This is a genomic window from Chromobacterium sp. Beijing (assembly GCF_021496765.1).
Taxonomy (GTDB): domain Bacteria; phylum Pseudomonadota; class Gammaproteobacteria; order Burkholderiales; family Chromobacteriaceae; genus Chromobacterium.
In genome coordinates this window covers 24,663-46,768 of record NZ_CP053750.1, presented here as the reverse complement: position 1 = coordinate 46,768, position 22,106 = coordinate 24,663, and the positions used below count along the sequence as shown (strand labels likewise).

Here is a 22,106-nt window from a genome sequence, read left to right as displayed (position 1 = left end):
CTAGGCTAGAATGCTTGCTATACGCGGCGGTTTTTAGTCCGCCGCTTCAGGGCCAGTCTTAATGACTGGCCTTTTTGAATCGCCGGCCCGCCGGCGCCAGCCCTTGCGGCTTTTCGTCCGCAATAGAGGAAAACACTGCCATGACCGCCATCAAACTGACGCTGGCCGGCGCGCTGCTGGCCGCCGCCGCCCTGGCCCACGCCGCCCCGACCGTGCTCAAGGTCTCCGCCATCCCGGACGAATCCCCCACCGAGCTGCAGCGCAAGTTTGCGCCGCTGGGCCAATACCTGGAAAAAGAGCTGGGCATCCCGGTGCAGTTCGTGCCGGTGTCGGACTACGCCGGCGTGGTCACCGCGCTGACCTCGGACAAGCTGGACATGGCCTGGCTGGGCGGCTTCACCTATGTGCAGGCCAGCCAGCGCGGCAAGGTGGTGCCGCTGGTGCAGCGCGAGGAGGACAGCAAGTTCACCTCCACCTTCATCACCAGCGGCCCGGCCAAGAGCCTGAAGGAGCTCAAGGGCGACAGCTTCGCCTTCGGTTCCGCCTCCTCCACCTCCGGCCACCTGATGCCGCGCTATTTCATGCAGAAGGACGGCCTCAAGCCGGAAAGCTTCTTCAAGAACGTCGCCTATTCCGGCGCTCACGACGCCACCGTGGCCTGGGTGGCCGCCGGCAAGGTGGAGGCCGGCGTGTTGAACAGCTCGGTGTGGCAGAAGCTGGTGGAAAGCAAGAAGGTGGATACCGCCAAGGTGCGCGTGATCGCCACCACCCCGGCCTACTACGACTACAACTGGACGGTGCGCGGCAGCATGGACAAGGGCTTGCAGGACAAGATCCGCCAGGCCTTCCTCAAGCTGGACGCCAAGAACCCGGATCAGAAAGCCGTGCTGGATCTGCAACGCGCCAGCCGCTTCATCCCCACCAAGCCGGACAACTATAAGGGCATAGAAGCCGCCGCCGCGGCCGCCGGGCTGCTGAAATGAGCCTGGAGCTGCGCGGCGTCGGCCTGAGCCTGGACGGCGCCGTCATCCTGCGCGGCATCGATCTGCAACTTGCCGCCGGCGAACAGGCGGCCCTGATCGGCCCGTCCGGCGCCGGCAAAAGCACCCTGCTCTTGCTGGCCAACACCGGCCTGCGCCCGGACTGCGGCGCGGTCCGGCTGCTGGACGCCGATCCCTGGCGCTTGCCGCGCCGCGCCTTGCGCGCGCTGCGCGCGCGCATAGGCAGCGTCTACCAGACGCCGCCGCTGCCGCCGCGCCAGCGCGTGATCCACGCGGTGGCCGCCGGCCGGCTGGGCCAGGGCGGCGAACTGGCGGCCTTGCGCCGCCTGCTGTGGCCGGACGACGCCGCCGGCGTCGTCGCCGAGCTGGAACGGCTGGGCCTGGCCGACAAACTATGGCAGCGCTGCGATCAGCTGTCCGGCGGACAGCGTCAGCGCGTCGGCATCGCCCGCGCGCTGTACCAGCGGCCAGACCTGATGCTGGCCGACGAGCCGGTGTCGGCGCTGGACCCCAGGCTGGCCGACGACAGCATACGCCTATTGTGCGAGGACGCCCGCGCCCGCCGCGCCACCCTGCTGGCCAGCCTGCACTCGGTACAGCTGGCGCTGGCGCACTTCCCGCGCATCATCGGCCTGCGCGACGGCGCCGTCGTCTTCGATCTGCCGCGCGAGCAAGTCCATACCCAGCTGCTGGCCGAGCTCTACGCCGGCGAGATGCCCGAGACCGCGGTGGAGCCGGCCGCGCCCGCCGCGCTCAGAGGCTTGCAATGCTGAGACCCGCGCCGCGCGACCCGGCCGCCCGCGCGCGGCTGGGCTGGCTGCTGCTGACCCTGGCCTTGCTGCTGCCGACGCTGCCGCTGACCCAGTTCACGCTGAGCACTCTGTTCAACGGCGACACCTGGCTCAGCCTGGCGCGTTTCGCCGCCGGCTTTCTGCCGCCCGCCCACGACGGCGACTTTCTGAAAGAAGTGGCCAAGGAAACCGCCACCACGCTGGCGGTGGCCAGCGCCGGCCTGTGCCTGGCCATGCTGCTGGGCGCGCCGCTGGCCTTCGCCACCAGCCGCGCGCTGGACGATCACCAGCTCACCGCAGTTCGGCCGCGCCGCACCGTCCTGGCCGCGCAAAGCCTGCTGCGCGGACTGATGGTGTGGCTGCGCGGCGTGCCGGACATCGTCTGGGCGCTGCTCTTCGTCCGCGCCGCCGGCCTGGGCAGCCTGCCGGCGGCGCTGGCCTTGGGCCTGGCCTACGGCGGCATGCTGGGCAAGGTTTACGCGGAAATCCTGGAATCCCAACCGCGCGCGCCGGCCCAGGCGCTGGCGGCGGCCGGGGCCAGCCGCTGGCAACGGCTGTGCTGGGCGCTGTGGCCGCAGGCCTTGCCGGAATTGATCAGCTACAGCGTCTACCGCTGGGAATGCGCGATCCGCGCATCGGCGGTGATGGGCTTCGTCGGCGCCGGCGGCATCGGCCAATTGCTGGACAGCAGCCTGAAAATGCTCAACGGCGGCGAGGTCGGCGCCCTGCTCCTGGTATTCCTGCTGCTGGTGGGCTTGAGCGAGGGCGTCAGCCGCTGGTCGCGGCGCGCGCTGGAGCGCGACGGCGGCGGACGCCGCCTATTGCTGGCCGGCGGCGCGCTGACCGCGTTCAGCCTGTGCTGGCTGTGGCCGGATTGGCGCGCCAACGGCTTTGATTGGCGCGGCCTGCCGCGCTTCGCCATGGAATTCCTGCCTCCGGACCTCTCCGCCCCAAACTTGCGGCCACTGGGGCAAGGCGTGGTGGAAACCCTGGCGATGTCGGCGCTGGGCACGGTGCTGGCCGCCTTGCTGGCCATGCCGCTGGCGCTGCCGGCCGCCGGCCGGCTGGGCGCAGCCGCCAAGCGCGCGACGCGGCTGTTGCTGAATATGCTGCGCGGCATTCCGGATCTGCTGTGGGCGGCGCTGGCGGTATTGGCGTTAGGCCTGGGGCCGGCCGCCGGGGTGCTGGCGCTGGCAATGCACACCGCCGGCGTGCTGGGCCGTCTGTTCGCGGAAACGCTGGAAAACGCGCCGCCGCAAGCGGAACAGGCGCTGCTCAACGCCGGCGCGGGCCGCATCGCAGCCTTCTGCTACGGGCCGCTGCCCATGGTGGCCAGCCAATGGCTGGCCTATACGCTGTACCGCTGGGAAAACAATATCCGCATCGCCACCGTACTCGGCATCGTCGGCGCCGGCGGCCTGGGCCAGCAGCTGTATCTGGCGCTGTCGCTGTTCCAACAGCAAGCCGCCGCGGCCGTCATCCTGGCGATGGTGGCGCTGTCCTGGGGCGTGGAACAGCTGAGCCGCGCGCTGCGCCGGCGCATGGGCTGAAACGAGGACGGGGCGGCAAGCCTAAGCCTGCCGCCCCGTCGTCTCGCGCCTTCATCCCACGTCTATCGAGCTTCCCTGCACGCGGCCAGGCCGCAGAGAAACATCGCCAGCGCGGCGAAAGCCAGCCCCTTGGCCAAGACGAACGGCCACGCCGCCGAGCCGGCGTCCGCCAACGCCATGCCCAGCAAAGCCACCGCGCAAGCGGCCGCGGCCATGCACAAGGAGCCGAGATACCATCCTTTCTTGCTCATCACGTTTCTCCTCTTCCCACACATCGAATCTTCTTATTGTTCCAGCCTGCCTCGCCAGACGACGTCCACGAACGTCGCCCGTTCAGATTGCCAGCCATGGCCGGCTGCCGCAATAGGCCGTCCCCCCAAGCCCGCAAAGGGTCGGACGGCGGCGTCTCAGCCCTCCTGCTCCGCCGGCGCGGCGGGCAGCGTTTTTTGCTTCAAGTACAACAAGGCTTCGCGGATACGGTCGCGGAAAGCCGTTTTCTCTTCCAGCCACTGTAACGGCCGACCGATGGCGATGTCGACGAAGAAGGGCACCGGCAGCCATTGACCGCGCCCCATCGCCCGGCCCAGGCCGTGCAGATAGACCGGCACCACCGGCACCTCGGGGAAATCCCGGCTCAGATACCAGATGCCGGATTTGATCTCGGACAGCACCTCGGGCTCGCCGCGCGAGCCTTCCGGAAACAGGATCAGGATGCGGCCCTGGCGCAGCGCCTCGCGGCAGCCCTCCAGCGGGTCCAGGCCCTTGGCCACGCCCCCGCGCACCACCGGGATGATGCCCACCACCTGGGTGGCGAACCAGGCGAACAGGCGGTTTTTCAGGAAGTAGTCCGCCGCCGCCGCCGGCTGCACCTCGGGGATGCGGCCCAGCGGAAACAGGCTGTACAGCGCCAGGATGTCCAGGTGGCTGTTGTGATTGGCCACCACGATGGCCGGGCCGCGCAAGGGCAGCCGTTCCTGGTGGCGCACCGTCACCCCCAGCCACAGACGCACCACCGGCCGGGCCAGCAGCAGTACGAACAGAATGCGCAGCAATCGGCTCATCATCGGCTCAGAAGTACAAGTAATGGACATAGTGGAAGAACAGCGGCGCGGTATAGGTCAGCGAATCCAGCCTGTCCAGCACCCCGCCGTGGCCGGGCAACAGGCGGCCGGAGTCCTTGACCCCGATGTCGCGCTTCACCGCGGAAATCACGATGTCGCCGATAAAGCCCATCACCCCGATCAGCAGGCCGGCCAGCGCCGCGTGCAGCGGCGAGAACGGCGTCAGCAGCGGCCCCAGCAACCAGCCCAGCAGGCAGGTGGTCAGCGCGCCGCCGAGGAAACCCTCCAGCGTCTTGTTGGGCGACACCTTGGGCGCCACCTTGCGCCGGCCGAAGGCCTTGCCCCACAGGTATTGCGCCACGTCGTTGAGCTGGGTCAGCGCCACCAGGTAGAACAGCAGCATCGCGCCCTGGGCCGGTTCGCCGATATGGGTCAGCTGGGGCAGGGTCAGCACCGCGGCCATATGGCTCAGGCAGAACACGCAAATCATCAAGCCCCATTGCAGCGAGGCGGCGGCCTTGAGAAAGCCCTGGGTCTCGCCGATCAGCACCATACGCATCGGCAGGAACAGGAAGATGTAGACCGGGATGAAAATGATGAACATGCCGTACCAGTGAACGCCCAGCCAGTAATACTGCAGCGGGATGCTCAGATAGGCCCAGAACAGCACCACGTGATCGGCGGTGCGGGTGGCGCACAGCGTCAGGTATTCCTTCAGCGCCAGGAAGCTGATCAGCGCGAACACCACCAGCGCCAGCGGCACATTGCCCAGCAAGGTCAGCGAGAAGCAGGCGACGATCCACCACCAGGTGCGGATGCGCAGCTTCAATTCCAGCCAGTTCTTCTGCGGCGAGCGGCTCTCCAGCACGCGGATGGCGACGCTGGCGATCACCAGCAGCGCGAATACGGCGCCCAGCGCCCAGATCAATGCTTGCGGCAACAGCGGTTTAAACATCTTCGCCCTCTTTCAAAATGGCCCGCGCCCGGTTGACGCAGGTCAGCGCCATCAAGGCGGCGCTCAATCCAAACACCCAGCCGCCCCAGGCCGCCGCCTGCGGCCACAAGCCCAGCAGCAGCGCGAAGGCGCCGTAAACAAAAGCGCGGTCGCTCTTGCCCATCGGCCCGTCGTAGCGCCGGCTCGCGCCAAGGCCGGGCCCCAGCACGCCGACGAACTCGGTCAGCAGCGCCAGCGCCACCGCCAGCACCGCCCAGGCAGGCTGGGCCAGCAGCAGGGCGAAGGGCAGATAGAGCGCCGCGTCGGACACCACGTCGCCCACCTCGTTGAGAATGCCGCCCAAGCGCGACTTCTGGCCGTGCTCGCGCGCCAGCATGCCGTCGATGGCGTTCAAGGCCATGCGCAGGAACAGGAAGACGGGCAGCAGCAACCAGGGCAAGGCCTGATCCGGCCGGCAGGCCAGCCAGCCGCCGTAGGCGATGGAGGCCAGCATGGCGCCGAGCGTGACGTGGTTGGCGGTGACGCCAAGGGAAACCAGGCCGCGCAGCAAGGGGCGCAGCAGGTCCTGAAAACGGGATTTGAGTTGATAGATGCTGGGCATTTCGGCTTCGGCTCGTCTGCTTCGTCCCGGCGCGCTTTCGCGCCAGTCATCACAGTCGTCAAGAAAAGTTGCAAATCCGTCGACGCGTCCGCCAATGGGGAACGCACGGAAAACGCGATTATGCCGATTGCAGAAAAGCGCGGCAAAGGAAATTGTTTGGCAATCCTACCTCGAACAAAAATACCGGCCCGCCGCCGCCGCGGCCTCAATGCGGACAAGGCATTGTTCCAATGAGGAAAATCACACAATCAAAACAAATTAATATATAAGACTAATTTTTAATAATTTCCAAGAATTTGCAAGATGCCTTAGCATCAGCTCATCGCATGTCATGGGTTTATCCATGGCAGGAAATTTCTCAGAATCACGATGCGCCGGCATCTTCTGAAACCGCGCCGCCAACAGGCGCGATCGAAACCCGCGGCGCGTCTTCAGACTAGGGGTATCATCATGAAACACGCCATCGCATTGGCCATCGCCTTGAGCGCCACCGCCACCGCCGCCTGGGCCGACCGTCTGGACGACATCAAGAAAGCCGGCGTGCTGCGCGTCGCCGCCTTCGACAGCAACCCGCCCTTCGGCTTCCTCGACGCCAAGACCCGTCAGATTTCCGGCCTGGACGTGGACGTGGCCCAACACATCGCCAAGAAACTGGGCGTAAAACTCAGCCTGATCCCCACCAATCCGGCCAACCGCGTGCCGCTCTTGGTGTCCGGCAAGGCCGATCTGGTGGCCGCCAACTTCACCGTCACCGACGAGCGCAAAAAGCAAGTGGCGTTCAGCCTGCCCTACTTCGCCTCCGGCCAGCAGTTCATCGCCCGCAAGGGGTCGCTGCAAAAGCCGGAACAACTGGCCGGCCTGCGCGTGGGCGTGGACAAGGGCACCACCCAGGAAGTGAATCTGCGCGACAAATACCCGAAAACCACCGTGGTGGCTTACGACGACACCCCGCTGGCCTTCACCGCGCTGCGCAACGGCAACGTCCAGGCCATCAGCCAGGACGGCTCCAAGCTGGCCGCCTTGCTGGCCAATGCGCCGGACAAGGCCAAGTTCGAACTGGCGCCGTTCACCCTGACCCGCGAATACCAGGCCATCGGCCTGCCCAAGGGCGAGGCGCGTCTGCTGAAAGCGGTGAACGACAGCCTGCTGGAACTGGAAAAATCCGGCCAGGCCGCCAAGATCTACAATCAGTGGTTCGGCCCGGCCACCAAGGCGCCGCTGCCTAGGGACTTCAAGATCGGCGAAGCCAGCTAAGACCCGCGTTTTCCCATCCGTATCCCCAGCCGCCGGGCGCGCCCGGCGGTTTCGCCATTTCAGACGCCGCCGCGCTGAAAGGCGGAGCGCAATCGCAATACAGGACAGCAAGCAATGAATCCCCCTCCTGGCTCGGCCACCACTGGCTGGAGCCCCACTACCTGAGCTGGCTGCTCAAGGGCGCGCTGCTCACCGGCTGGCTGGCCCTGCTGGTCTGCGCCGCCGCCACCGCGCTCGGCATGCTGCTGACCGCGGCGCTGGAGTCGCGCTGGCGCGCGCTCGGCCGCGGCGTCGGCCTCTGGGTCAGCTTGCACCGCAACACTCCGCTGATGGTGCAATTGCTGCTGTGGTATTTCGGCGTGGCCGGCCTGCTGCCTGAAGCCGCCATGCTGTGGCTGAACACCCCGCGCAGCCTGCCCTTGCCGGGCGGTCTGGCCTTGCCGTGGCCGTCCTTCGAATTCCTGGCCGCGCTGGTGGGCCTGACCCTGTACAGCGCCAGCTTCATCTGCGGCGAACTGCAGGCCGGGCTGCGCGGCGTCGCCGCCGGCCAGCGCCAGGCCGCGCGCGCGCTGGGCATGAACGGCTGGCAGGAATTCCGCTGGGTGGTGCTGCCGCAGGCCTGGGCGCTGGCGCGCCGGCCCTTGGTCGGCCAATACACCGCGGTGGTGAAGAACACCTCCTTGGCGATGGCCATAGGCGTGGCCGAGCTGTCCTACACCTCGCGTCAGGTGGAAACCGAAACCCTGCTCGCCTTCCAGGCCTTCGCCGTCGCCACCGCCGCCTATCTGCTGCTGGTGTTGCTGACCCAGGCGCTGAGCCAGCGCGGCGAGCCGGCATGGAGGGCGCCGCGATGATGCCGCCGGTGATTCAGGACAATCTCGATTATCTGCTGTGGGGCAATCTGGCCAACGGCGAGCCCGGCGGCCTGCTGCTGACCCTGGCCATCAGCGCCGCCGCCGGCGTGCTGGCCAGCCTGCTGGGCCTGGCCGGCGGCATCGCCCTGGTGATGGGCGGGCCCGGCCCGCGCCGCGCGCTGGGCGCGCTGGTGGCGCTGCTGCGCGCCATCCCGGTGCTGATGCTGATCTTCTGGTGCTATTTCCTGCTGCCCATCCTGTTTGGCGTGGACATCCCCGGCGTGCTCACCGTGGTGCTGGCGCTGGCGCTGATCAACGCCGCCTATCTGAGCCAGTCGGTGCGGGCCGGCATCGCCGCCATCGGCCCCGGCCAATGGGCGGCCGGCCTGTCGCTGGGGCTGGACCGCTGGCAGACGCTGCGGCTGATCGTGCTGCCGCAGGCGCTGCGCATGATGCTGCCCTCCTTCGTCAATCAGTGGATCACCCTGATCAAGGACAGCTCGCTGGCCTATGTGGTGGGCGTGGCCGAATTCACCTTCGTCGCCACCCAGGTCAACAACCGCGAGCAGGTCTACCCGCTGGAGATTTTCGCCTTCATCGCGCTGGCTTATTTCCTGGTCTGCGGCGGCCTGCAGTTGCTGGGCCGCTGGAGCGACAAGCGCTGGAGCCTGCCGGCCCGGGCCTGAGCCCGGGGAAAACCGCCCCGGCGCTGGAGCCGACCTCATCGAGCAGAACAGCGTAGGAGCCGGAGTCCTGTAGCGCGGGGCTCCGGCTTTTGGATTTGAACTGGATGCGCTCCGGCGGGAAACGCGGCGAGCAAGCGCTTGATCCGCGTCAAGCCGCCTCGCAACAGCCCGTGCGTCCGCCGGGCCGCCGGGCGTAGCCTGTTTCGGTCTCGGACAATCAGGATCATCATCATGCACTTGCCGCTACGCTTCGCCATCGTTTCCGCCTTCGCCGCCCTGCACCTCAGCCCGCCCGCGCACGCCATGCCGGCCGCGCCGGACTACATCGACGACAGCCAATACCTGTCCGCCGCGCGCCAGCGGGTGTTGCCGCCGGACATCCCCTGGCAGGGCGACAGCCAGCGCTTCGCCGCCAAGGCGGACGACCCATGGGCCACCCCGCTGGAAGCCAGCGGCTTCAAGCACACGCCGGCCTATCCGGAAACCATCGCCTATCTGAACCGGCTGGCCGCGGCCAAGCCGGCGCTGCTCAAGCTCAGCCCGATGGCGGAGAAAACCGACCAGGGCCGCGACATGATGATGGCGGTGGTGTCCGCCGCCGCCGATAAATCGCCGCAGGGCCTGCGCGCCAGCGGCAAGCCGCTGATCTATGTGCAAGCCGGCATCCACCCCGGCGAAGCCAACGGCAAGGACGCCGGACTGATGCTGATCCGCGACCTGCTGATCCGCGACGACGCGCTGCTATCCAAGGTCAACCTGCTCTTCGTCCCCACCGTCAACGTGGACGGCGACATGCGCTACGGCAAATACGGCCGCATCAACCAGAACGGGCCGGAACAGACCGGTTGGCGCGTCAACGGCCGCAACCTCAATCTGAACCGCGACTTCACCAAGCTGGACAGCCCGGAAATCCGCAATGTGGCGCGCGCGCTCAACGACTACCAGCCGGACTTCTTCATCGACACCCACAGCACCGACGGCGTCAACTACCAATACGACGTCACTTATTGCAATAACGGCCAGGGCTGGTCGCCCGCGTCCAGCCGCTGGATGGACCAGGTGATGACGCCCGAGGTCTATCGCGAGCTGCGCCGCTACGGCCACGAGCCCAATGTCTGCATCTCGATGAACGACAACGAGAACCCCGACAAGGGCTATTACCCGTACTACAGCGACCTGGCGCGCTTCTCCAACCAATACGCGGACGCGCGCGGCATCCCCGCCATCCTGGTGGAACTGCACGCGCTCAAGCCCTACAAGCAGCAAGTGCTGGGCAACTACGTGCTCTACCGCGCCATCTTCGACAGCGTGTCCCGCCATTACGACGGCCTGCGCGCCGCCATCGCCAAGGACCGCGCCGCGCGGCCGGACCCGGTGACGCTGACCTGGAAGGAGGCCGAGGGCAAGCCCAAGCTGGTGGACTTCAAGGGCGTCAAATTCGACAAAGTGCCCTCCCCCGTCACCGGCGACAAAATCATGCGCTGGAGCAATCAGCCGCGCGACTACCGCCTGCCCATCACCCCGCTGACCGTGCCGGACCTGATCGCCGCGCGGCCCAAGGCCTATGTGGTGCCGGCGCAATGGCATGAGGTGATCGCCCGCCTGCGCGCCCACGGCATCCAGCTACGCGAACTGAGCCGGCCGGAAACCCTGGACGTCACCGTCTACCGGCTGGACGACATCAAGCTGGGCACCCCGTTCGAGCCCGATCGCGAATCCGCCGACAAGATCCCCGGCTATGAAGGCCGCTTGCTGATAGACGGCAAGCCCAGCCCGCTGCAGCGCAAAGTCACCTATCCGGCCGGTTCCGTGGTGGTGGACCCGCAACAGCCGCTAGGCACGCTGGCGATGCTGCTGCTGGAACCCGCCAGCCCGGACTCCTTCCTGCACTGGGGCTTCTTCAACGCCAACCTCACCTCGGCGGAAGCGCCGGAAGCCTATGTGATGGAGCCGATGGCGCGGCGCATGCTGGCGGAAAGCCCGGCCCTGCGCCAGGCCTTCCAGGCCAGGCTCAAGGACCCCAAGTTCGCCAAGGACCGCAACGCCCGGCTCAACTGGTTCTATGAGCAGACCCCGTTCGCCGACAGCAACCGCTTCCTCTACCCGGTAGGCATCGTGCGCTGATCCCGTCCCGCGCAAGCGTCCGCCGGCTTGTCTACAATGAATAGATTAAAGCCGGCCGAACCTCACGGCGCAGGCGCCCACTCAAGGCGGGGCGGGCAGCGGATCGTTTCCATGTTTGCAGCGGCGGACCGGCCAGGCCGGTCAACGGCCGCAACCAGGAGAAACCCATGCACATCAAGATTCTCGGCGCCGCCGCCTGCATCGGCCATCCCGGCCACACCACCAGTTTCCTGATCGACGAGGACACCCTGATAGACTGCGGCACCGGCGTCACCAGCCTGCGCCCGGACGAAATGCTGTCCATCCGTCAGGTGCTGCTCACCCACAGCCACGCCGATCACTGCGGCTGCCTGCCGCTGCTGGCCGACGTCCACGCCAGCCGCCGCGGGCCCGGCCTCACCGTTTACAGCCAGCAGGAAACCCTGGACGCGCTGCGCGCCCACCTGTTCAACGGCGAGCTGTGGCCGGACTACACCCGCCAGCCCAGCGTCGAGCAGCCCTGGCTGCGGCTGCAGGCGGTGGAACCCGGCTACGCGCTGCCGCTGGGCGAAGGCCTGGCCACCGCGCTGCCGGCCAATCACAGCGTGCCGGCGCTGGGCTGGCTGATAGAAGGCAGTTGGCGCGCACTGGCCTTCAGCGGCGACAGCGGCCCCTGCCCGGCTTTCTGGCAATGGGTGTCCAATGTGCCCTCGCTGACCGACGTGATCTGCGAACTGACCTACACCGACGAACGCCAGGGCGAGGCCGCGCGCCAAGGCCATATGACGCCCTTGCTGCTGCTGCCCTTCCTGCCGCAGCTGCCGGCCAACACCCATCTGTGGATCAGCCACATCGACCCCGGCTGCCGCGAGCACCTGCTGGAACAGCTGCGCTCGGAATACCCCAGCGGCCTGCGCGTCTGCCCGCTGCGCGAAGGCATGGTGATCGAACTGTAGCCGCAGGAGACCCGCGCCATGCAAGGCTATCAACTCTCTTTCTTCACTCAGCAGGGCCACAGCCACGACGGCCTGCCCTTGGCGGAATGGATACTGCAACAGGCGCGGCGGATGGGCGTCCGCGGCGCCACGCTGTTTGCCGCCAGCGAAGGTTACGGCCGCCACCGCCGGCTGCATTCCGCTCACTTCTTCGAACTGGCGGACCAGCCCGAGGAAGTCACGCTGGCGCTCAGCGCCGACGAGGCCGAACGACTGCTGGCCGCGCTCGCCGCCGCCGGTATCAAGGTGTTTTACGTGAAGACGCCGGTGGAGTTCGGCGTGCTGGGGGAGGAGGAATAAGAACCTGCCCCGTCTCAGCAGAAAGGAAGACGGTTCGAATCGATCAACCGCGGATGAGCACCTCGGCGGGAATATGCAAGCCTTCATGCAAGCGGCGGATCATCGCGAGGCTGAGCGGCCGCTTGCGATTCAACACTTCATAGACGCGGTTGCGCTTGCCCAGATAAACCTGCATGTCCGCCACCGTCAAACCGCCCTGCTCCATACGGAATTTGATCGCCTCGATCGGGTCCGGCAAATCGATGGGAAAGTGCTTGGCCTCATAGGACTGGGCCAGCGTGGCCAGAATGTCCAGACGCTCGCCTTCCGGCGAATCCAGCGCCGGGTCCATCTCCACCAGTACGGATATTTCCTTGAGCGCGGCCTGATAGTCGGCTTCGCTGCGGATAGGACGGATATTCATGGAGACTCCATTTCCACGGTGGCGGCATCGACGGCATCGTACTGAGCGTGAGTGCCGATGAACTTGATGTAGACGATGCCCACCCGGTAAGCAACGGCAACGATCAAGCGGTAGTCATTGCCCTTGATATTGAACACCACCCGATTGGCCCTGACGAAGCTGGCGCTGCGGTAACGGTCCTTGATGTCTTGCGGACAGGTCCAGCACGCCTGGCTCGCCTCATCCACCCACGCTTTCAGCGCTTGCTCGGCAGGGGATGCAGCGCCCAAAAAGTCTTCAAGGCGCGCGTGGCGATGATCTTCATGGCTGCATGATAGTCCCGATACGGGACCATAACAAGCCAAGCAGAAGACTGGCCGCATCCTTTGGCCACATGCTGGCGCCCAAAGAAACAGGGCACGGCCCGCAAGCCATGCCCTGTTTCGCTACGTCGCCGTTTAAGGCTCAGCGCGTCACGTCGAAACCCGCGTCCTCCACCGCCGCCGCCAACTCCTCCGGCGACACGATCTCCGCGTCGTACACCACCTTGGCCTGCTTGGCCTCCAGGCTGACCTCGGCCTCGCTGACGCCGGCCATGCCGCTGAGCACGCCGCTGACGCTTTTCACGCAACCCTGGCAGGTCATGCCATCCACTTTCATGATCAATTCGGACATTGCTTTCTCCTGAAAAAATTCAAAACTTCGCTAGCGCCGATGCCGCCCTATTTCCAGCGCCGCAACAACAGCGAATTACTCACCACCGATACCGAACTCATCGCCATCGCCGCGCCGGCGATCACCGGGTTCAACATGCCCAGCGCCGCCAGCGGTATCCCCATCACGTTGTAGATGAAGGCGAACAGCAGATTCTGCCGGATTTTGCGCAGGCTGGCGCGCGACAGCCGGATCGCGTCCACCGCGTGCATCAGGTCGCCGTGCATCAGCGTGATGTCGGCGGCCTCGATCGCCACGTCCGAGCCGGCGCCCATCGCCAGGCTGACGTCGGCGGCGGCCAGCGCCGGCGCGTCGTTGACGCCGTCGCCCATCATCGCCACCTTGAAACCCTGCGCCTGCCAGCGCCGCACCTCCGCCGCCTTGTCCTGCGGCTTCACCTCGGCGCGGTAATCGCGGATGCCCGCTTCCGCGGCGATGCCGGCGGCAGTGGCCGGGTTGTCGCCGGTCAGCATCGCCACCCGTATGCCCATGGCCTGCAACTGCGCCACCGCCTGGGCCGAGCTGGGGCGGATGCGGTCGGCGATCGCCAACAGGCCCAGCAGCTCCTCGCCGCGCGCCACCGCCACCACGGTGTTGCCCGCCTGCTGCAGGGGCAAGGCGGCGGACAGCGCCTGCTCGCCCAGCCAGCCGGGCACGCCGGCGCGCACCAGGCCGTGGCCGGCCACCTCAGCCTGCACCCCCTGCCCCACCTGGGCGGCGAAGCCGCTGACCGGCAGCAAGGGTAGGCCCTGCTGCTGCGCCTGCTGCAGGATGGCGCGCGCCAGCGGGTGTTCCGAACCGGCCTCCACGCTGGCGGCCAGTTGCAGCACCAGGTCCGCGTCCGCCGCCAAGGGCAGCACTTGTTTCACTTGCGGCTTGCCCTCGGTCAGCGTGCCGGTCTTGTCCACCAGCAACACCCCCACCTGGCTGGCCAGTTCCAGCGCGGTGGCGTTGCGGAACAGAATGCCGCGCCGCGCGCCGTTGCCCACGCCCACCATCACCGCCGTCGGCGTGGCCAGGCCCAAGGCGCACGGGCAGGCGATCACCAACACCGCCACCGCGTGGATCAGCGCCGCCGACCAGTCCTGCAGCCACAGGCCGGTGACGACGAAGGTCAGCAGGCTGATGCCCACCACCACCGGCACGAACACGCCGGAAATCACGTCCGCCAATTGCTGGATCGGCGCCTTGGAGCCCTGGGCCGCGCTGACCAGACGCACGATCTCGGCCAGTTGGGTGTCGCCGCCCACGCCGGTGGCGCGCACTTTAAGCATGCCGTCCTGATTGCGGGTGGCGGCGTAGACGCTGTCGCCCACCCGCTTGGCCACCGGCAGGCTTTCGCCGGTGAGCATGCTTTCGTCCAGCGCCGCCGCGCCGTCCACCACCTCGCCGTCCACCGGCAGGGTTTCGCCGTGGCGCACCACCACCACATCGCCCTGGCGCAGCGCGGTGACCGCCACCTCTTCCACCCGGCCGTCCTCGCGCTCCACGCGAGCGGTCTTGGGCGCCAGCCGGATCAACTCTTCGATCGCCGCCGAAGTCTTGCCCTTGGCGCGCGCCTCCAGCAGCTTGCCCAGCAGCACCAGGGTGATCACCGAGGCGCTGGCTTCAAAATAAATATGCTGGTCCTCCAGGCCCAACAACGTCACCGCCGCCGACAACAGCCAGGCCATGCTGGTGCCCAGAGCCACCAGCACGTCCATATTGGCGCCGCCGCCGCGCAGCGCCGCCCAGGCGCCCTTGTAGAAACGCCAGCCAACGACGAACTGCACCGGCGTGGCCAAAGCCAGCTGCCAGTAACGCGGCAGCCAGCCATGGTGGCCGCCGCTGAACATCGCCGCCATTTCAATGACGAAAGGCAGCGTCAACAGAGCGGAAAACGCGAACCACAGCCGCTCGCGCCGGTAGCGGCGCGCATGCTCGGCGGCCAGGGTGTCGTCGCCCGGCCCGGCTTTGGGCGCGGCCTGGTAGCCGGCGCGGCTGACCGCGGCGATCAGCGCCGCCTCGTCGGCCAGCCCGGCCACGTAATCGATGCGCGCGCTCTCGCTGGCGAAGTTGACCTGGGCGGACACGCCCGGCAACCGGTTCAGCACCTTCTCGATGCGGCCGGCGCAGGCGGCGCAAGTCATGCCCTGGATGTCCAGTTCCGCCTGCCGGCGCGGCACGGCGAAACCGGTCTTGGCGATGGTGTCCACCAAAGTTTGCGGCGGGGTTTTGACCGGGTCGAACGAGACCTTGGCCGATTCGCTGGCGAAGTTGACCGCCGCCTCCACCCCGTCCAGCCGGTTCAACTGTTTTTCAATCCTGGCGGCGCAGGCCGCGCAACTCATGCCCTCAATCGGCAAATCCACGGTGCTTGCTGTCATGATGACCTCCTGAGCCGAATTATATACCCCCATAGGGTATTTGTGGCAAACCCTTTTTTCACTCTTGTCACCGTGGCGGGCTTTACCACGCCAGCGGCCGCGTGGTAACAAGATAGGCTGAGAACCCTTGCAGGAAAACGCTATGCCCCTGAAACGCTACGGCGACGATTGCGCCTTGATCGTGGTGGACGTGCAAAACAGTTTTTGTCCCGGCGGCGAACTGGCGGTGGCCGACGGCGATCAGATCGTGCCGCTGATCAACCACATGATGCAGTTCTTCAACCGGGTGATCCTGACCCAAGACTGGCATCCGGCCAAACATGTGTCCTTCGCCAGCCGGCATGCCGGCAAGCAGCCTTTCGACAGCATCCAGCTGCCGTATGGCGAGCAGACGCTGTGGCCGGATCACTGCGTGGCCGGCAGCCATGGCGCGGCATTCCACCCCGAGCTGGACACCAGCCAGGCCCAACTGATCATCCGCAAGGGCTGCAACCCGGCTCTGGACAGCTATTCCGCCTTTGTCGAAGCGGATCGTCAAACCCCCACCGGCCTGGCCGGCTACCTGGCCGAGCGCGGCGTCAAGCGGGTATGGCTGGCCGGGCTCGCCACCGACTACTGCGTGGCCTGGAGCGCGCTGGACGCGCGCGCAGCCGGCCTGGAAACCACGGTGGTGGACGACGCCTGCCGCGGCATCAATCTGAACGGCTCGCTGAGTAGCGCCTGGGCGCAGATGCTGGCCGCCGGCGTGCAGAGGCTGCGCTCGGACGAGGTGTAAGAACCTGTTTACGATCTGCTGCGCGTAGTGAAGCGTTGCACGGTGAGTACGAGCTCAAAATGCTCATGTACCACCTGTACACTCCGCTTTTTCGCTCGTTTCCGCCTTGTCTCGCCTTAGCTCGCGAGATCGTGGACAGGTGCTAAGCAAGCCCGGCGCTGGCAGGCGCCTGGAAACAAAAACACTTAGGAGAAAAAGAATGAAGCTATTCCAACACGCCCGCCTCTGGCTGGCTGCCGGCCTGCTGCTGGCCGGGCTGGCGCGCGCAGATGCGCCACTGGTGCTGATGACGGACTTCGGCCTCAAGGACGGCGCGGTGTCGGCGATGCGCGGCGTCGCCTACTCGGTGGACCCCAAGCTGACGCTGTCCGACCTGACCCACGAGATCCCCGATTACGATATCTGGAGCGGCGCCTACCGCCTGTACCAGACCGCCAACTACTGGCCCAAGGGCACGGTGTTCGTGTCGGTGGTGGACCCGGGCGTCGGCACCGAGCGCCAGTCCGTGGTGCTGAAAACACGGGACGGCCGCTACTTCGTCAATCCCAACAACGGCCTGCTGACCTTGATCGCTGAACGCGACGGCGTGGCCGAACTGCGCCGCATCGACGAAAAAACCAACCGCTTGCAGGGTTCGGCCGACTCCTACACCTTCCATGGCCGCGACGTCTACGCCTACACCGGCGCGCGGCTGGCCGCCGGCAAAATCCGTTTCGAGGACGTGGGCCCGCCGCTGCCGGCCGCCGCCGTGGTCAAGCTGTCGTATCAGCGCGCGGAAGCCGCCGACGGACGGCTCAAGGGCATGATCCCGGTGCTGGACCCGCAATACGGCAATGTGTGGACCAATATCCCCAAAACCTTGTTCGAAGCCCAGGGCTTCCGCCCCGGCGACACGGTGAAAGTGCGCATCTTCAAGCAGGGCAAGCCGGTGGACGAAGTGGTGGCGCCTTATCGCCGCACCTTCGGCGAAGTGCCCAGCGGCCAGCCGCTGGTCTATCTGAACAGCCTGCTGGACGTGTCGCTGGCGCTGAATATGGACAACTACGCCGCCAAGCGCGGCATCGGCTCCGGACCGGAGTGGTCGGTGGAGCTGAGCCGGCCCTGAACGCCGCCGCTACTCGAAATCGAACTTCAAAGTGGCGCTGCCCTGGAACCCGCCCGGCGTCGGGTTCTCCACCATCTTGACCGGCCAGGCGGTCAAGCCGAACAAGGCGCGCAGATTGTCGTAATCCAGCGCGATCGGAATCAATTGCCCGCCGGCCGGCGTCCCGCCAGGCAGGCTGGGCGGCACCAGCTTGCCGGCGCTCTCCATCGCCACCGCCACGTTCTGATGCGTGGTTTCCAGATAGCGCGCGTCCCGGCCGTGCGGCCGTCCTTCCAGCGCCAGATTGATCTTGACCCCGGCGGAGATATTGGTGCATTGAATCTGGAAAGTGCGGCTCACCGCGCTTTGCCTGGCCGCGCCGGAACGGGCCAATTGCCCGGCGATCAAGGGGCCGAAATCGATAGTGGTTTGCTGCCCCGCGGCCAGCTTGCAGTTCTGCGGCACCGTCACGCCCATGCTCATGAACAAGCTGACCATGGGGACGCTGCCCGGCGCAGTGGCGTAACCTTGCACGCCGAACACATCCAGCACTTTGAATTCAGGCACATTCAAAGTACCGACAAAGGGGCGGCTGATCAGCAAATGCACTCGCCCCCGGCTGCCGGTCTCAAAGGGCCGCGAGTCGATTGACTCGCCGTTTCTACAGCGCCGCTGACCAGTCATCTCATTGCTCAAACCGTCCCACGGCACCGCTTTATACTGTCGAACCTCCCCGGCGAGAAAGACCTCCACCCCCACTTGCAGATTGCGGTTCAAGACATAGAACTGCAACGGCACGCCATTGACCGTTCTGCGCTCCCCCTTGGGCAGCTCGGTCCTGGTGGTGTAGAACACCTTGAAAGGTGTCTCCGCCCCGGCACAAGCGCAGCGCGCCACATAAGTATCGCCCAACTCCCATCTATGGGCGTTCGGGTACAAGGCCCCCGCCGCATTGTCATCCGGCGAGGTAAAAGTCCGGTTAAACGCGAAACTGAACCGGGGAACCGAGCCTGTAGGCTCGCAAGGCCCCGCATTGGCCATGCCTCCAAGCAGGAAGCTCAGCAGCATGACGCCGATGCTCCGCCGGATTTTGATGTGCTTCATTCGCTGATGCTCCACTCGATCATATTGCAAAGTCGGCCCGCTCCTACGGGCTAGCCGCAGTTCAGAGTCCGCCGCTGATAATAGCGGCCGGCCTTGGCCGGCGGCAGCCGGTAATCGGCCGTACACTGGCCTCCCCGCCATTTCACCGTCAGCCGGCCGGTCTCCCGCTTCAGCAAGGCCAGCACCTTGCCCCTGGGGTCGACGATGCCCAGCGGTTTGCCGTCGGCGTCCTCCACGCTGGCGCCAAACGGCGCCGGAGCACCGTCCTGCCGCAGCAGGGTGAACTGGGCGCGCTGGCCGCTTCTGGCCTTGAACACGCCCTTGACCACGGCGCCGCGCCGCGGCACCACCAGCTTGACCGTGTCGTCCAGTTCCACGTCGGCCCCCAGCTGCCGGGTGTCCAGGCTCAGGGTGTTGACGCGGTAGGGCTGCGCGTAGGGTTGCACCGCGTAGCCGTTGCGCCCCAGTTCGCCGCCGTTGCCGGTGCGCAGCGCCGGTCCGGTCACGCCGTCCACTTGCAAGAGCGCGAAAGTGTCGCCCACCGGACGACTCAGGTTGACGCCGCCGCCATGGGCGACAATGGCGCCGGACAGGCCGACGCTGGCGGACTGGTAATGACGCGCCGCGTTGTAGGCCGCGCTCAATTGCACGAAATCGGCGTTGTGGTTGACGCTGAGCCCGCCCGAGGTGCTGCCGTTGCGCCCGGCATGGCCAAGCTGCACGGAATAGCTGGTGTTCTCGCCCAGATGGCCGCTGACCCCGGTTTGCAGCGTGGAGCCGTTGCCGGAGGTGTGGCTCAGGTTGGCGTACATCCGCGGCGAGCGCGGCTTGGGCCCCAGCGGCACGGTAAAGGTCAGCATCACCTGGTTGCTGCTGACGCCGCCGGGCCGGCTGTCGCGGCTCCGGCTCAAGGTGAAGTTGTAGCCCAGCAGTTTCCAGTTGTTGCCGTAGCCCAGGCCCACGCTGCCGCTGCTGCCGTTCTGTCCCCAGTAGCTTTGCTGGCTCAGGTTCAGATACAGGCTGCCGAAACGCCGCTCGCGGCCCAGGTCCTGCTGGGTGCTCAAATCGATGCGCGAGCGGCTGCGGCCGAACTGTCCCTGGCTATTGCCGGCGAGATCGTTGGCGTGGTCGTTGAAACTGCGATAGCCGGAGGTCGAATAGCGATACGCGGCCAGCGTCAGGTTGGTCAGGGTGCGGGTAAAGGTTTTGGCGTAAAGCAGTCTCAAGCTCTGCCCTTGCCGCCGCGCGCCCCTGATCCGGCTATTGGACTGGGTGAAGTCCAAGGACAGCGCGCCCAGCGGGGTGTTGGCGCCCACGCCCAGGTTGACGGCCTGAAAATTCGATGTGAGCTGGAAGCCCGCCGCCACCGTGCTGTCGTCGCCCGCGCCGTAGACCAGGGTGCCGGCGGCGAAGCTGGGATGCACGTCCTGGCTGCCCTGATACTCGCCGAAGGCGGCGCTGTAGCGCCAGCGGCCCTTGCGCAGCATCAGGGGCAGGCTGGAGAAGGACTGCTGCGTCACCCGCTTGCTGCCGTCGGCCTCGGTGACGGTGATTTCCAGATCGCCGTTGGAGCCGGACGGGAAAATATCGGTTAGCTCGAACGGCCCCGGCGGCACATTGGCGCGGTACAGCGTATAGCCGTTCTGGCGGACTTCCACCACCGCGTTGCTCTGCGCCTGGCCGCGCACCACCGGCGCGTAGCCGCGCTCGCCGTCCGGCAGCATCGCGTCGTCGCTGGCCAGCTGCGCGCCTCGGAAGCGCACGCTGTCGAACAAGGTGGAGTCTGCGTATTGCTCGCCCAGCGCCAGCTGGCTTTTCCAACCGATCAAGTCGCGCTGCAACACGCTGCGGTTGCTGCGCGCGCTCATGGACTGGCCGTCGGCCCAGTTGAAGGTGCTGTCGTTGCGCAAACGCCAAGCGCCCAGATTGACGCCGTTTTGCAAGCCGAGGAAGGCGTTGCGGCGGTTGACCCCGCCCGGCTCGCTGCTGCGGCTCTCATTGCCGTTGAACTGGTAGTTGACGTAGGCGGCGGCCACGCCGGCGTCCCAGAGCGCCGGGTCGATATAACCGCGCGCGCCGCGGCTGAGAAAGGCCTGGGGAATGCTCAAGCTCAGTTGCAGCCGATTGGCGTCGTAGTCCGCCGCCGCCAGGTCCATCAGCGCCGGCAGGTCCAGGCAGGCCGGGTCGTCCGCGGACAAGGGCGGCGTCAGGCTTTGCAGCTGCACGCCGGCCGCCTGCAGCAAACCGGCGTCGATGCAGGCTTCCACCTTGCCGCTGGCCGCCTGGAGAAACAGCACGTCGCGGCGGCCGGTCAGATTGCCGTTGACCAGCACGTCCACGCGATAGTTGCCGGGCAGCAAGGCGTTGCCGGCGCTGAGCACCGCGCTCAAATCCGGCATCCGGCCGGAGCCGTTGATGAAGTTGGTGTTGAAGGCCAGCAAGACAGGCGCGGACTGCGCCTCTCCTTCCGCCGCCTCCGCCCGGGCCAGTTCCGCCAGCGCCATCAACAGGGCCAGGCAGCCGGGCTTCAGCGCGGAACGGCGTCGGATCGAGGTTTTATTCCAGGGCTGACGATTTGGACGTATGCGCATGATTGGGCTTTATACGGGGGGATCCGGCAGATGGCCGAGGAAGATGGAAGCGACATGGTCAAGGTTCCTGGGGGCGCTGCTGAGGGCGGCCTTCCCGGCCGGCTTCGAGCGCGACCTCGTACTCCACGAGCCCGCCGAAGTCGTTGATGATGCCGTAGCGCAGTTGCGCGCTGCCGGCGGCGGACGGTTTCAGCGGCCATTGCCCGCTGCCGCCCGGCGCCACCATATAGGCGCTCGCCAGCTCCTGCGCTCCGGCGCCGGCCTTGAGTGTCAAATCCACCACCGTCACGTGATAGCGGCTGGGGTTGTCCACGCGCAAGGCCGGCCTGCCGTCGGCCTGGAGCAGGCTCCAGCGCAAGCCTTCCGGCGCTTGCAAGGCGGCGTCGCTGCCCAGCCCCTGAGGCCGGAAGAACACCTTGACGCGCTGGCGCACCGCCAGTTGCAGCACATTGTCTCCGCGCGCCGCCTGGGGGATTTCCTGCACGTTCAGCCAAAATACCGACTCCCGGTCGGGCGCCGCTCCGGCGCCCTCGTACAACACCCGCAGCAACTGCTGCTGTTTAAGCGGCAAGCGCGCCAGCGGAGGCGTCACCGCGAACGGCAGTTCGTCCGGCTGGCCTTCCGCCGACTCCAGCCAGGACTGGACCAGGATCTCCTCGCCCAGATTGCTGACGATGATGGAGGCCTCCTTGTCATTGCCGTCAAAGATGACGCGGGTGCCGTTAAGCGCGATGCCGGCCCAAACCGGACTGATGAGCAAGGCCAGGGAGAGGAACAGAATGATTTTCATGAGTGAGGCCACGAAATATCCAACAATGGTCCCAAGGCGGCTGACGCGGCCGGGAACGCGATGAGGAAAGGGAGGACGGCGCGCCGCCCTCCTGGCAGAGCCTGTTCAAGGGACTGCGCGGCGCGGCCAGTCCCGCACCGCGGGCATGG

22 protein-coding genes are annotated in these 22,106 nt (G+C 66.6%); 11 read left to right on the top strand and 11 right to left on the bottom strand.

The annotated features are described in order from the left end of the window. Positions 1 to 140 precede the first annotated feature (140 nt). From HQN78_RS00275 to phnE, 3 genes are read left to right on the top strand one after another with little or no spacing between them, the layout of a single operon-like run. Positions 141 to 983 (top strand): putative selenate ABC transporter substrate-binding protein, encoded by an 843-nt coding sequence (locus HQN78_RS00275; RefSeq protein ID WP_107798459.1) that lies wholly within the window; start codon positions 141 to 143, stop codon positions 981 to 983. After that, positions 980 to 1,774, top strand: coding sequence for a phosphonate ABC transporter ATP-binding protein (locus HQN78_RS00270; protein WP_235087247.1), 795 nt, complete (start codon positions 980 to 982; stop codon positions 1,772 to 1,774). The genes HQN78_RS00275 and HQN78_RS00270 overlap by 4 nt, the downstream gene beginning before the upstream one ends. Beyond that, on the top strand, positions 1,768 to 3,342 hold the full coding sequence (gene phnE / locus HQN78_RS00265; RefSeq protein WP_235087245.1) for a phosphonate ABC transporter, permease protein PhnE: 1,575 nt from the start codon (positions 1,768 to 1,770) through the stop codon (positions 3,340 to 3,342). The genes HQN78_RS00270 and phnE overlap by 7 nt, the downstream gene beginning before the upstream one ends. 62 nt (positions 3,343 to 3,404) lie before the next feature. Here phnE and HQN78_RS00260 read toward each other — a convergent pair whose 3' ends face one another. The 4 genes from HQN78_RS00260 to HQN78_RS00245 form a co-directional block, all read right to left on the bottom strand. Next, positions 3,405 to 3,593, bottom strand: coding sequence for a hypothetical protein (locus HQN78_RS00260; protein WP_107798457.1), 189 nt, complete (start codon positions 3,591 to 3,593; stop codon positions 3,405 to 3,407). 156 nt (positions 3,594 to 3,749) lie between these two features. Beyond that, on the bottom strand, positions 3,750 to 4,403 hold the full coding sequence (locus HQN78_RS00255) for a lysophospholipid acyltransferase family protein (protein ID WP_235087243.1): 654 nt from the start codon (positions 4,401 to 4,403) through the stop codon (positions 3,750 to 3,752). 7 nt (positions 4,404 to 4,410) lie between these two features. After that, complete coding sequence (locus tag HQN78_RS00250) at positions 4,411 to 5,358, bottom strand: phosphatidate cytidylyltransferase (RefSeq protein ID WP_107798455.1); 948 nt, start codon at positions 5,356 to 5,358, stop codon at positions 4,411 to 4,413. Beyond that, positions 5,351 to 5,959 (bottom strand): CDP-alcohol phosphatidyltransferase family protein, encoded by a 609-nt coding sequence (locus HQN78_RS00245; protein ID WP_235087239.1) that lies wholly within the window; start codon positions 5,957 to 5,959, stop codon positions 5,351 to 5,353. Before HQN78_RS00245 ends, HQN78_RS00250 begins: the two co-directional genes overlap by 8 nt. A 450-nt stretch (positions 5,960 to 6,409) precedes the next feature. Here HQN78_RS00245 and HQN78_RS00240 point away from each other — a divergent pair, with 450 nt between their 5' ends. From HQN78_RS00240 to HQN78_RS00215, 6 genes are all read left to right on the top strand, one after another. Next, a complete protein-coding gene (locus HQN78_RS00240; RefSeq protein ID WP_107798453.1) occupies positions 6,410 to 7,213 on the top strand; it encodes an ABC transporter substrate-binding protein in 804 nt (267 codons plus the stop codon). A gap of 74 nt (positions 7,214 to 7,287) precedes the next feature. After that, a complete protein-coding gene (locus tag HQN78_RS00235) occupies positions 7,288 to 8,067 on the top strand; it encodes an amino acid ABC transporter permease (protein ID WP_235089915.1) in 780 nt (259 codons plus the stop codon). Then, on the top strand, positions 8,049 to 8,753 hold the full coding sequence (locus HQN78_RS00230; protein ID WP_227104588.1) for an amino acid ABC transporter permease: 705 nt from the start codon (positions 8,049 to 8,051) through the stop codon (positions 8,751 to 8,753). The genes HQN78_RS00235 and HQN78_RS00230 overlap by 19 nt, the downstream gene beginning before the upstream one ends. Positions 8,754 to 8,984: 231 nt before the next feature. Then, entirely contained in the window at positions 8,985 to 10,877 is a 1,893-nt protein-coding gene (locus tag HQN78_RS00225) for a M14 family metallopeptidase (protein ID WP_235087236.1), read from the top strand. Between the two features lie 167 nt (positions 10,878 to 11,044). After that, complete coding sequence (locus HQN78_RS00220; RefSeq protein ID WP_235087233.1) at positions 11,045 to 11,812, top strand: 3',5'-cyclic-nucleotide phosphodiesterase; 768 nt, start codon at positions 11,045 to 11,047, stop codon at positions 11,810 to 11,812. An 18-nt stretch (positions 11,813 to 11,830) separates the two neighbouring features. After that, positions 11,831 to 12,151, top strand: a complete 321-nt coding sequence (locus tag HQN78_RS00215) for a DUF190 domain-containing protein (RefSeq protein WP_107798449.1) — start codon at positions 11,831 to 11,833, stop codon at positions 12,149 to 12,151. A 43-nt stretch (positions 12,152 to 12,194) separates the two neighbouring features. Here the strand turns inward: HQN78_RS00215 and HQN78_RS00210 are convergent, their stop codons facing one another. The 4 genes from HQN78_RS00210 to HQN78_RS00195 form a co-directional block, all read right to left on the bottom strand. Next, positions 12,195 to 12,554, bottom strand: coding sequence for a type II toxin-antitoxin system HigA family antitoxin (locus HQN78_RS00210; RefSeq protein ID WP_107798448.1), 360 nt, complete (start codon positions 12,552 to 12,554; stop codon positions 12,195 to 12,197). Continuing rightward, positions 12,551 to 12,781 carry a type II toxin-antitoxin system HigB family toxin gene (locus tag HQN78_RS00205; protein ID WP_235087231.1) on the bottom strand — a complete coding sequence of 77 codons (231 nt, stop codon included), beginning with the start codon at positions 12,779 to 12,781 and terminating at the stop codon, positions 12,551 to 12,553. The genes HQN78_RS00210 and HQN78_RS00205 overlap by 4 nt, the downstream gene beginning before the upstream one ends. 217 nt (positions 12,782 to 12,998) lie before the next feature. Continuing rightward, positions 12,999 to 13,208, bottom strand: a complete 210-nt coding sequence (locus HQN78_RS00200) for a heavy-metal-associated domain-containing protein (RefSeq protein WP_019102750.1) — start codon at positions 13,206 to 13,208, stop codon at positions 12,999 to 13,001. Positions 13,209 to 13,255: 47 nt separating this feature from the next. Beyond that, positions 13,256 to 15,613, bottom strand: a complete 2,358-nt coding sequence (locus HQN78_RS00195) for a heavy metal translocating P-type ATPase (RefSeq protein WP_235087229.1) — start codon at positions 15,611 to 15,613, stop codon at positions 13,256 to 13,258. 142 nt (positions 15,614 to 15,755) lie between these two features. Here HQN78_RS00195 and pncA point away from each other — a divergent pair, with 142 nt between their 5' ends. Both pncA and HQN78_RS00185 read left to right on the top strand, forming a co-directional pair. Beyond that, entirely contained in the window at positions 15,756 to 16,388 is a 633-nt protein-coding gene (pncA, locus tag HQN78_RS00190; RefSeq protein WP_235087226.1) for a bifunctional nicotinamidase/pyrazinamidase, read from the top strand. Between the two features lie 199 nt (positions 16,389 to 16,587). After that, the gene (locus HQN78_RS00185; RefSeq protein ID WP_235087224.1) at positions 16,588 to 17,493 is read left to right on the top strand and encodes an S-adenosyl-l-methionine hydroxide adenosyltransferase family protein; all 906 of its coding nucleotides are present in this window, start codon (positions 16,588 to 16,590) and stop codon (positions 17,491 to 17,493) included. A gap of 9 nt (positions 17,494 to 17,502) precedes the next feature. Here the strand turns inward: HQN78_RS00185 and HQN78_RS00180 are convergent, their stop codons facing one another. From HQN78_RS00180 to HQN78_RS00170, 3 genes are all read right to left on the bottom strand, one after another. After that, complete coding sequence (locus HQN78_RS00180) at positions 17,503 to 18,327, bottom strand: fimbrial protein (RefSeq protein WP_235087221.1); 825 nt, start codon at positions 18,325 to 18,327, stop codon at positions 17,503 to 17,505. A 299-nt stretch (positions 18,328 to 18,626) separates the two neighbouring features. Then, a complete protein-coding gene (locus HQN78_RS00175; RefSeq protein WP_235087218.1) occupies positions 18,627 to 21,167 on the bottom strand; it encodes a fimbria/pilus outer membrane usher protein in 2,541 nt (846 codons plus the stop codon). A gap of 58 nt (positions 21,168 to 21,225) precedes the next feature. Further along, on the bottom strand, positions 21,226 to 21,957 hold the full coding sequence (locus tag HQN78_RS00170) for a molecular chaperone (RefSeq protein WP_107798440.1): 732 nt from the start codon (positions 21,955 to 21,957) through the stop codon (positions 21,226 to 21,228). Between the last annotated feature and the right edge of the window lie 149 nt (positions 21,958 to 22,106).

Bases quoted from the DNA above. Each gene is read 5' to 3' on its own strand.
- HQN78_RS00275 (WP_107798459.1), top strand. From the start codon at position 141: ATGACCGCCATCAAACTGACGCTGGCCGGCGCGCTGCTGGCCGCCGCC.
- HQN78_RS00270 (WP_235087247.1), top strand. From the start codon at position 980: ATGAGCCTGGAGCTGCGCGGCGTCGGCCTGAGCCTGGACGGCGCCGTC.
- phnE (WP_235087245.1), top strand. From the start codon at position 1,768: ATGCTGAGACCCGCGCCGCGCGACCCGGCCGCCCGCGCGCGGCTGGGC.
- HQN78_RS00260 (WP_107798457.1), bottom strand. From the start codon at position 3,593: ATGAGCAAGAAAGGATGGTATCTCGGCTCCTTGTGCATGGCCGCGGCC.
- HQN78_RS00255 (WP_235087243.1), bottom strand. From the start codon at position 4,403: ATGAGCCGATTGCTGCGCATTCTGTTCGTACTGCTGCTGGCCCGGCCG.
- HQN78_RS00250 (WP_107798455.1), bottom strand. From the start codon at position 5,358: ATGTTTAAACCGCTGTTGCCGCAAGCATTGATCTGGGCGCTGGGCGCC.
- HQN78_RS00245 (WP_235087239.1), bottom strand. From the start codon at position 5,959: ATGCCCAGCATCTATCAACTCAAATCCCGTTTTCAGGACCTGCTGCGC.
- HQN78_RS00240 (WP_107798453.1), top strand. From the start codon at position 6,410: ATGAAACACGCCATCGCATTGGCCATCGCCTTGAGCGCCACCGCCACC.
- HQN78_RS00230 (WP_227104588.1), top strand. From the start codon at position 8,049: ATGGAGGGCGCCGCGATGATGCCGCCGGTGATTCAGGACAATCTCGAT.
- HQN78_RS00225 (WP_235087236.1), top strand. From the start codon at position 8,985: ATGCACTTGCCGCTACGCTTCGCCATCGTTTCCGCCTTCGCCGCCCTG.
- HQN78_RS00220 (WP_235087233.1), top strand. From the start codon at position 11,045: ATGCACATCAAGATTCTCGGCGCCGCCGCCTGCATCGGCCATCCCGGC.
- HQN78_RS00215 (WP_107798449.1), top strand. From the start codon at position 11,831: ATGCAAGGCTATCAACTCTCTTTCTTCACTCAGCAGGGCCACAGCCAC.
- HQN78_RS00210 (WP_107798448.1), bottom strand. From the start codon at position 12,554: ATGAATATCCGTCCTATCCGCAGCGAAGCCGACTATCAGGCCGCGCTC.
- HQN78_RS00200 (WP_019102750.1), bottom strand. From the start codon at position 13,208: ATGTCCGAATTGATCATGAAAGTGGATGGCATGACCTGCCAGGGTTGC.
- HQN78_RS00195 (WP_235087229.1), bottom strand. From the start codon at position 15,613: ATGACAGCAAGCACCGTGGATTTGCCGATTGAGGGCATGAGTTGCGCG.
- pncA (WP_235087226.1), top strand. From the start codon at position 15,756: ATGCCCCTGAAACGCTACGGCGACGATTGCGCCTTGATCGTGGTGGAC.
- HQN78_RS00185 (WP_235087224.1), top strand. From the start codon at position 16,588: ATGAAGCTATTCCAACACGCCCGCCTCTGGCTGGCTGCCGGCCTGCTG.
- HQN78_RS00175 (WP_235087218.1), bottom strand. From the start codon at position 21,167: ATGCGCATACGTCCAAATCGTCAGCCCTGGAATAAAACCTCGATCCGA.
- HQN78_RS00170 (WP_107798440.1), bottom strand. From the start codon at position 21,957: ATGAAAATCATTCTGTTCCTCTCCCTGGCCTTGCTCATCAGTCCGGTT.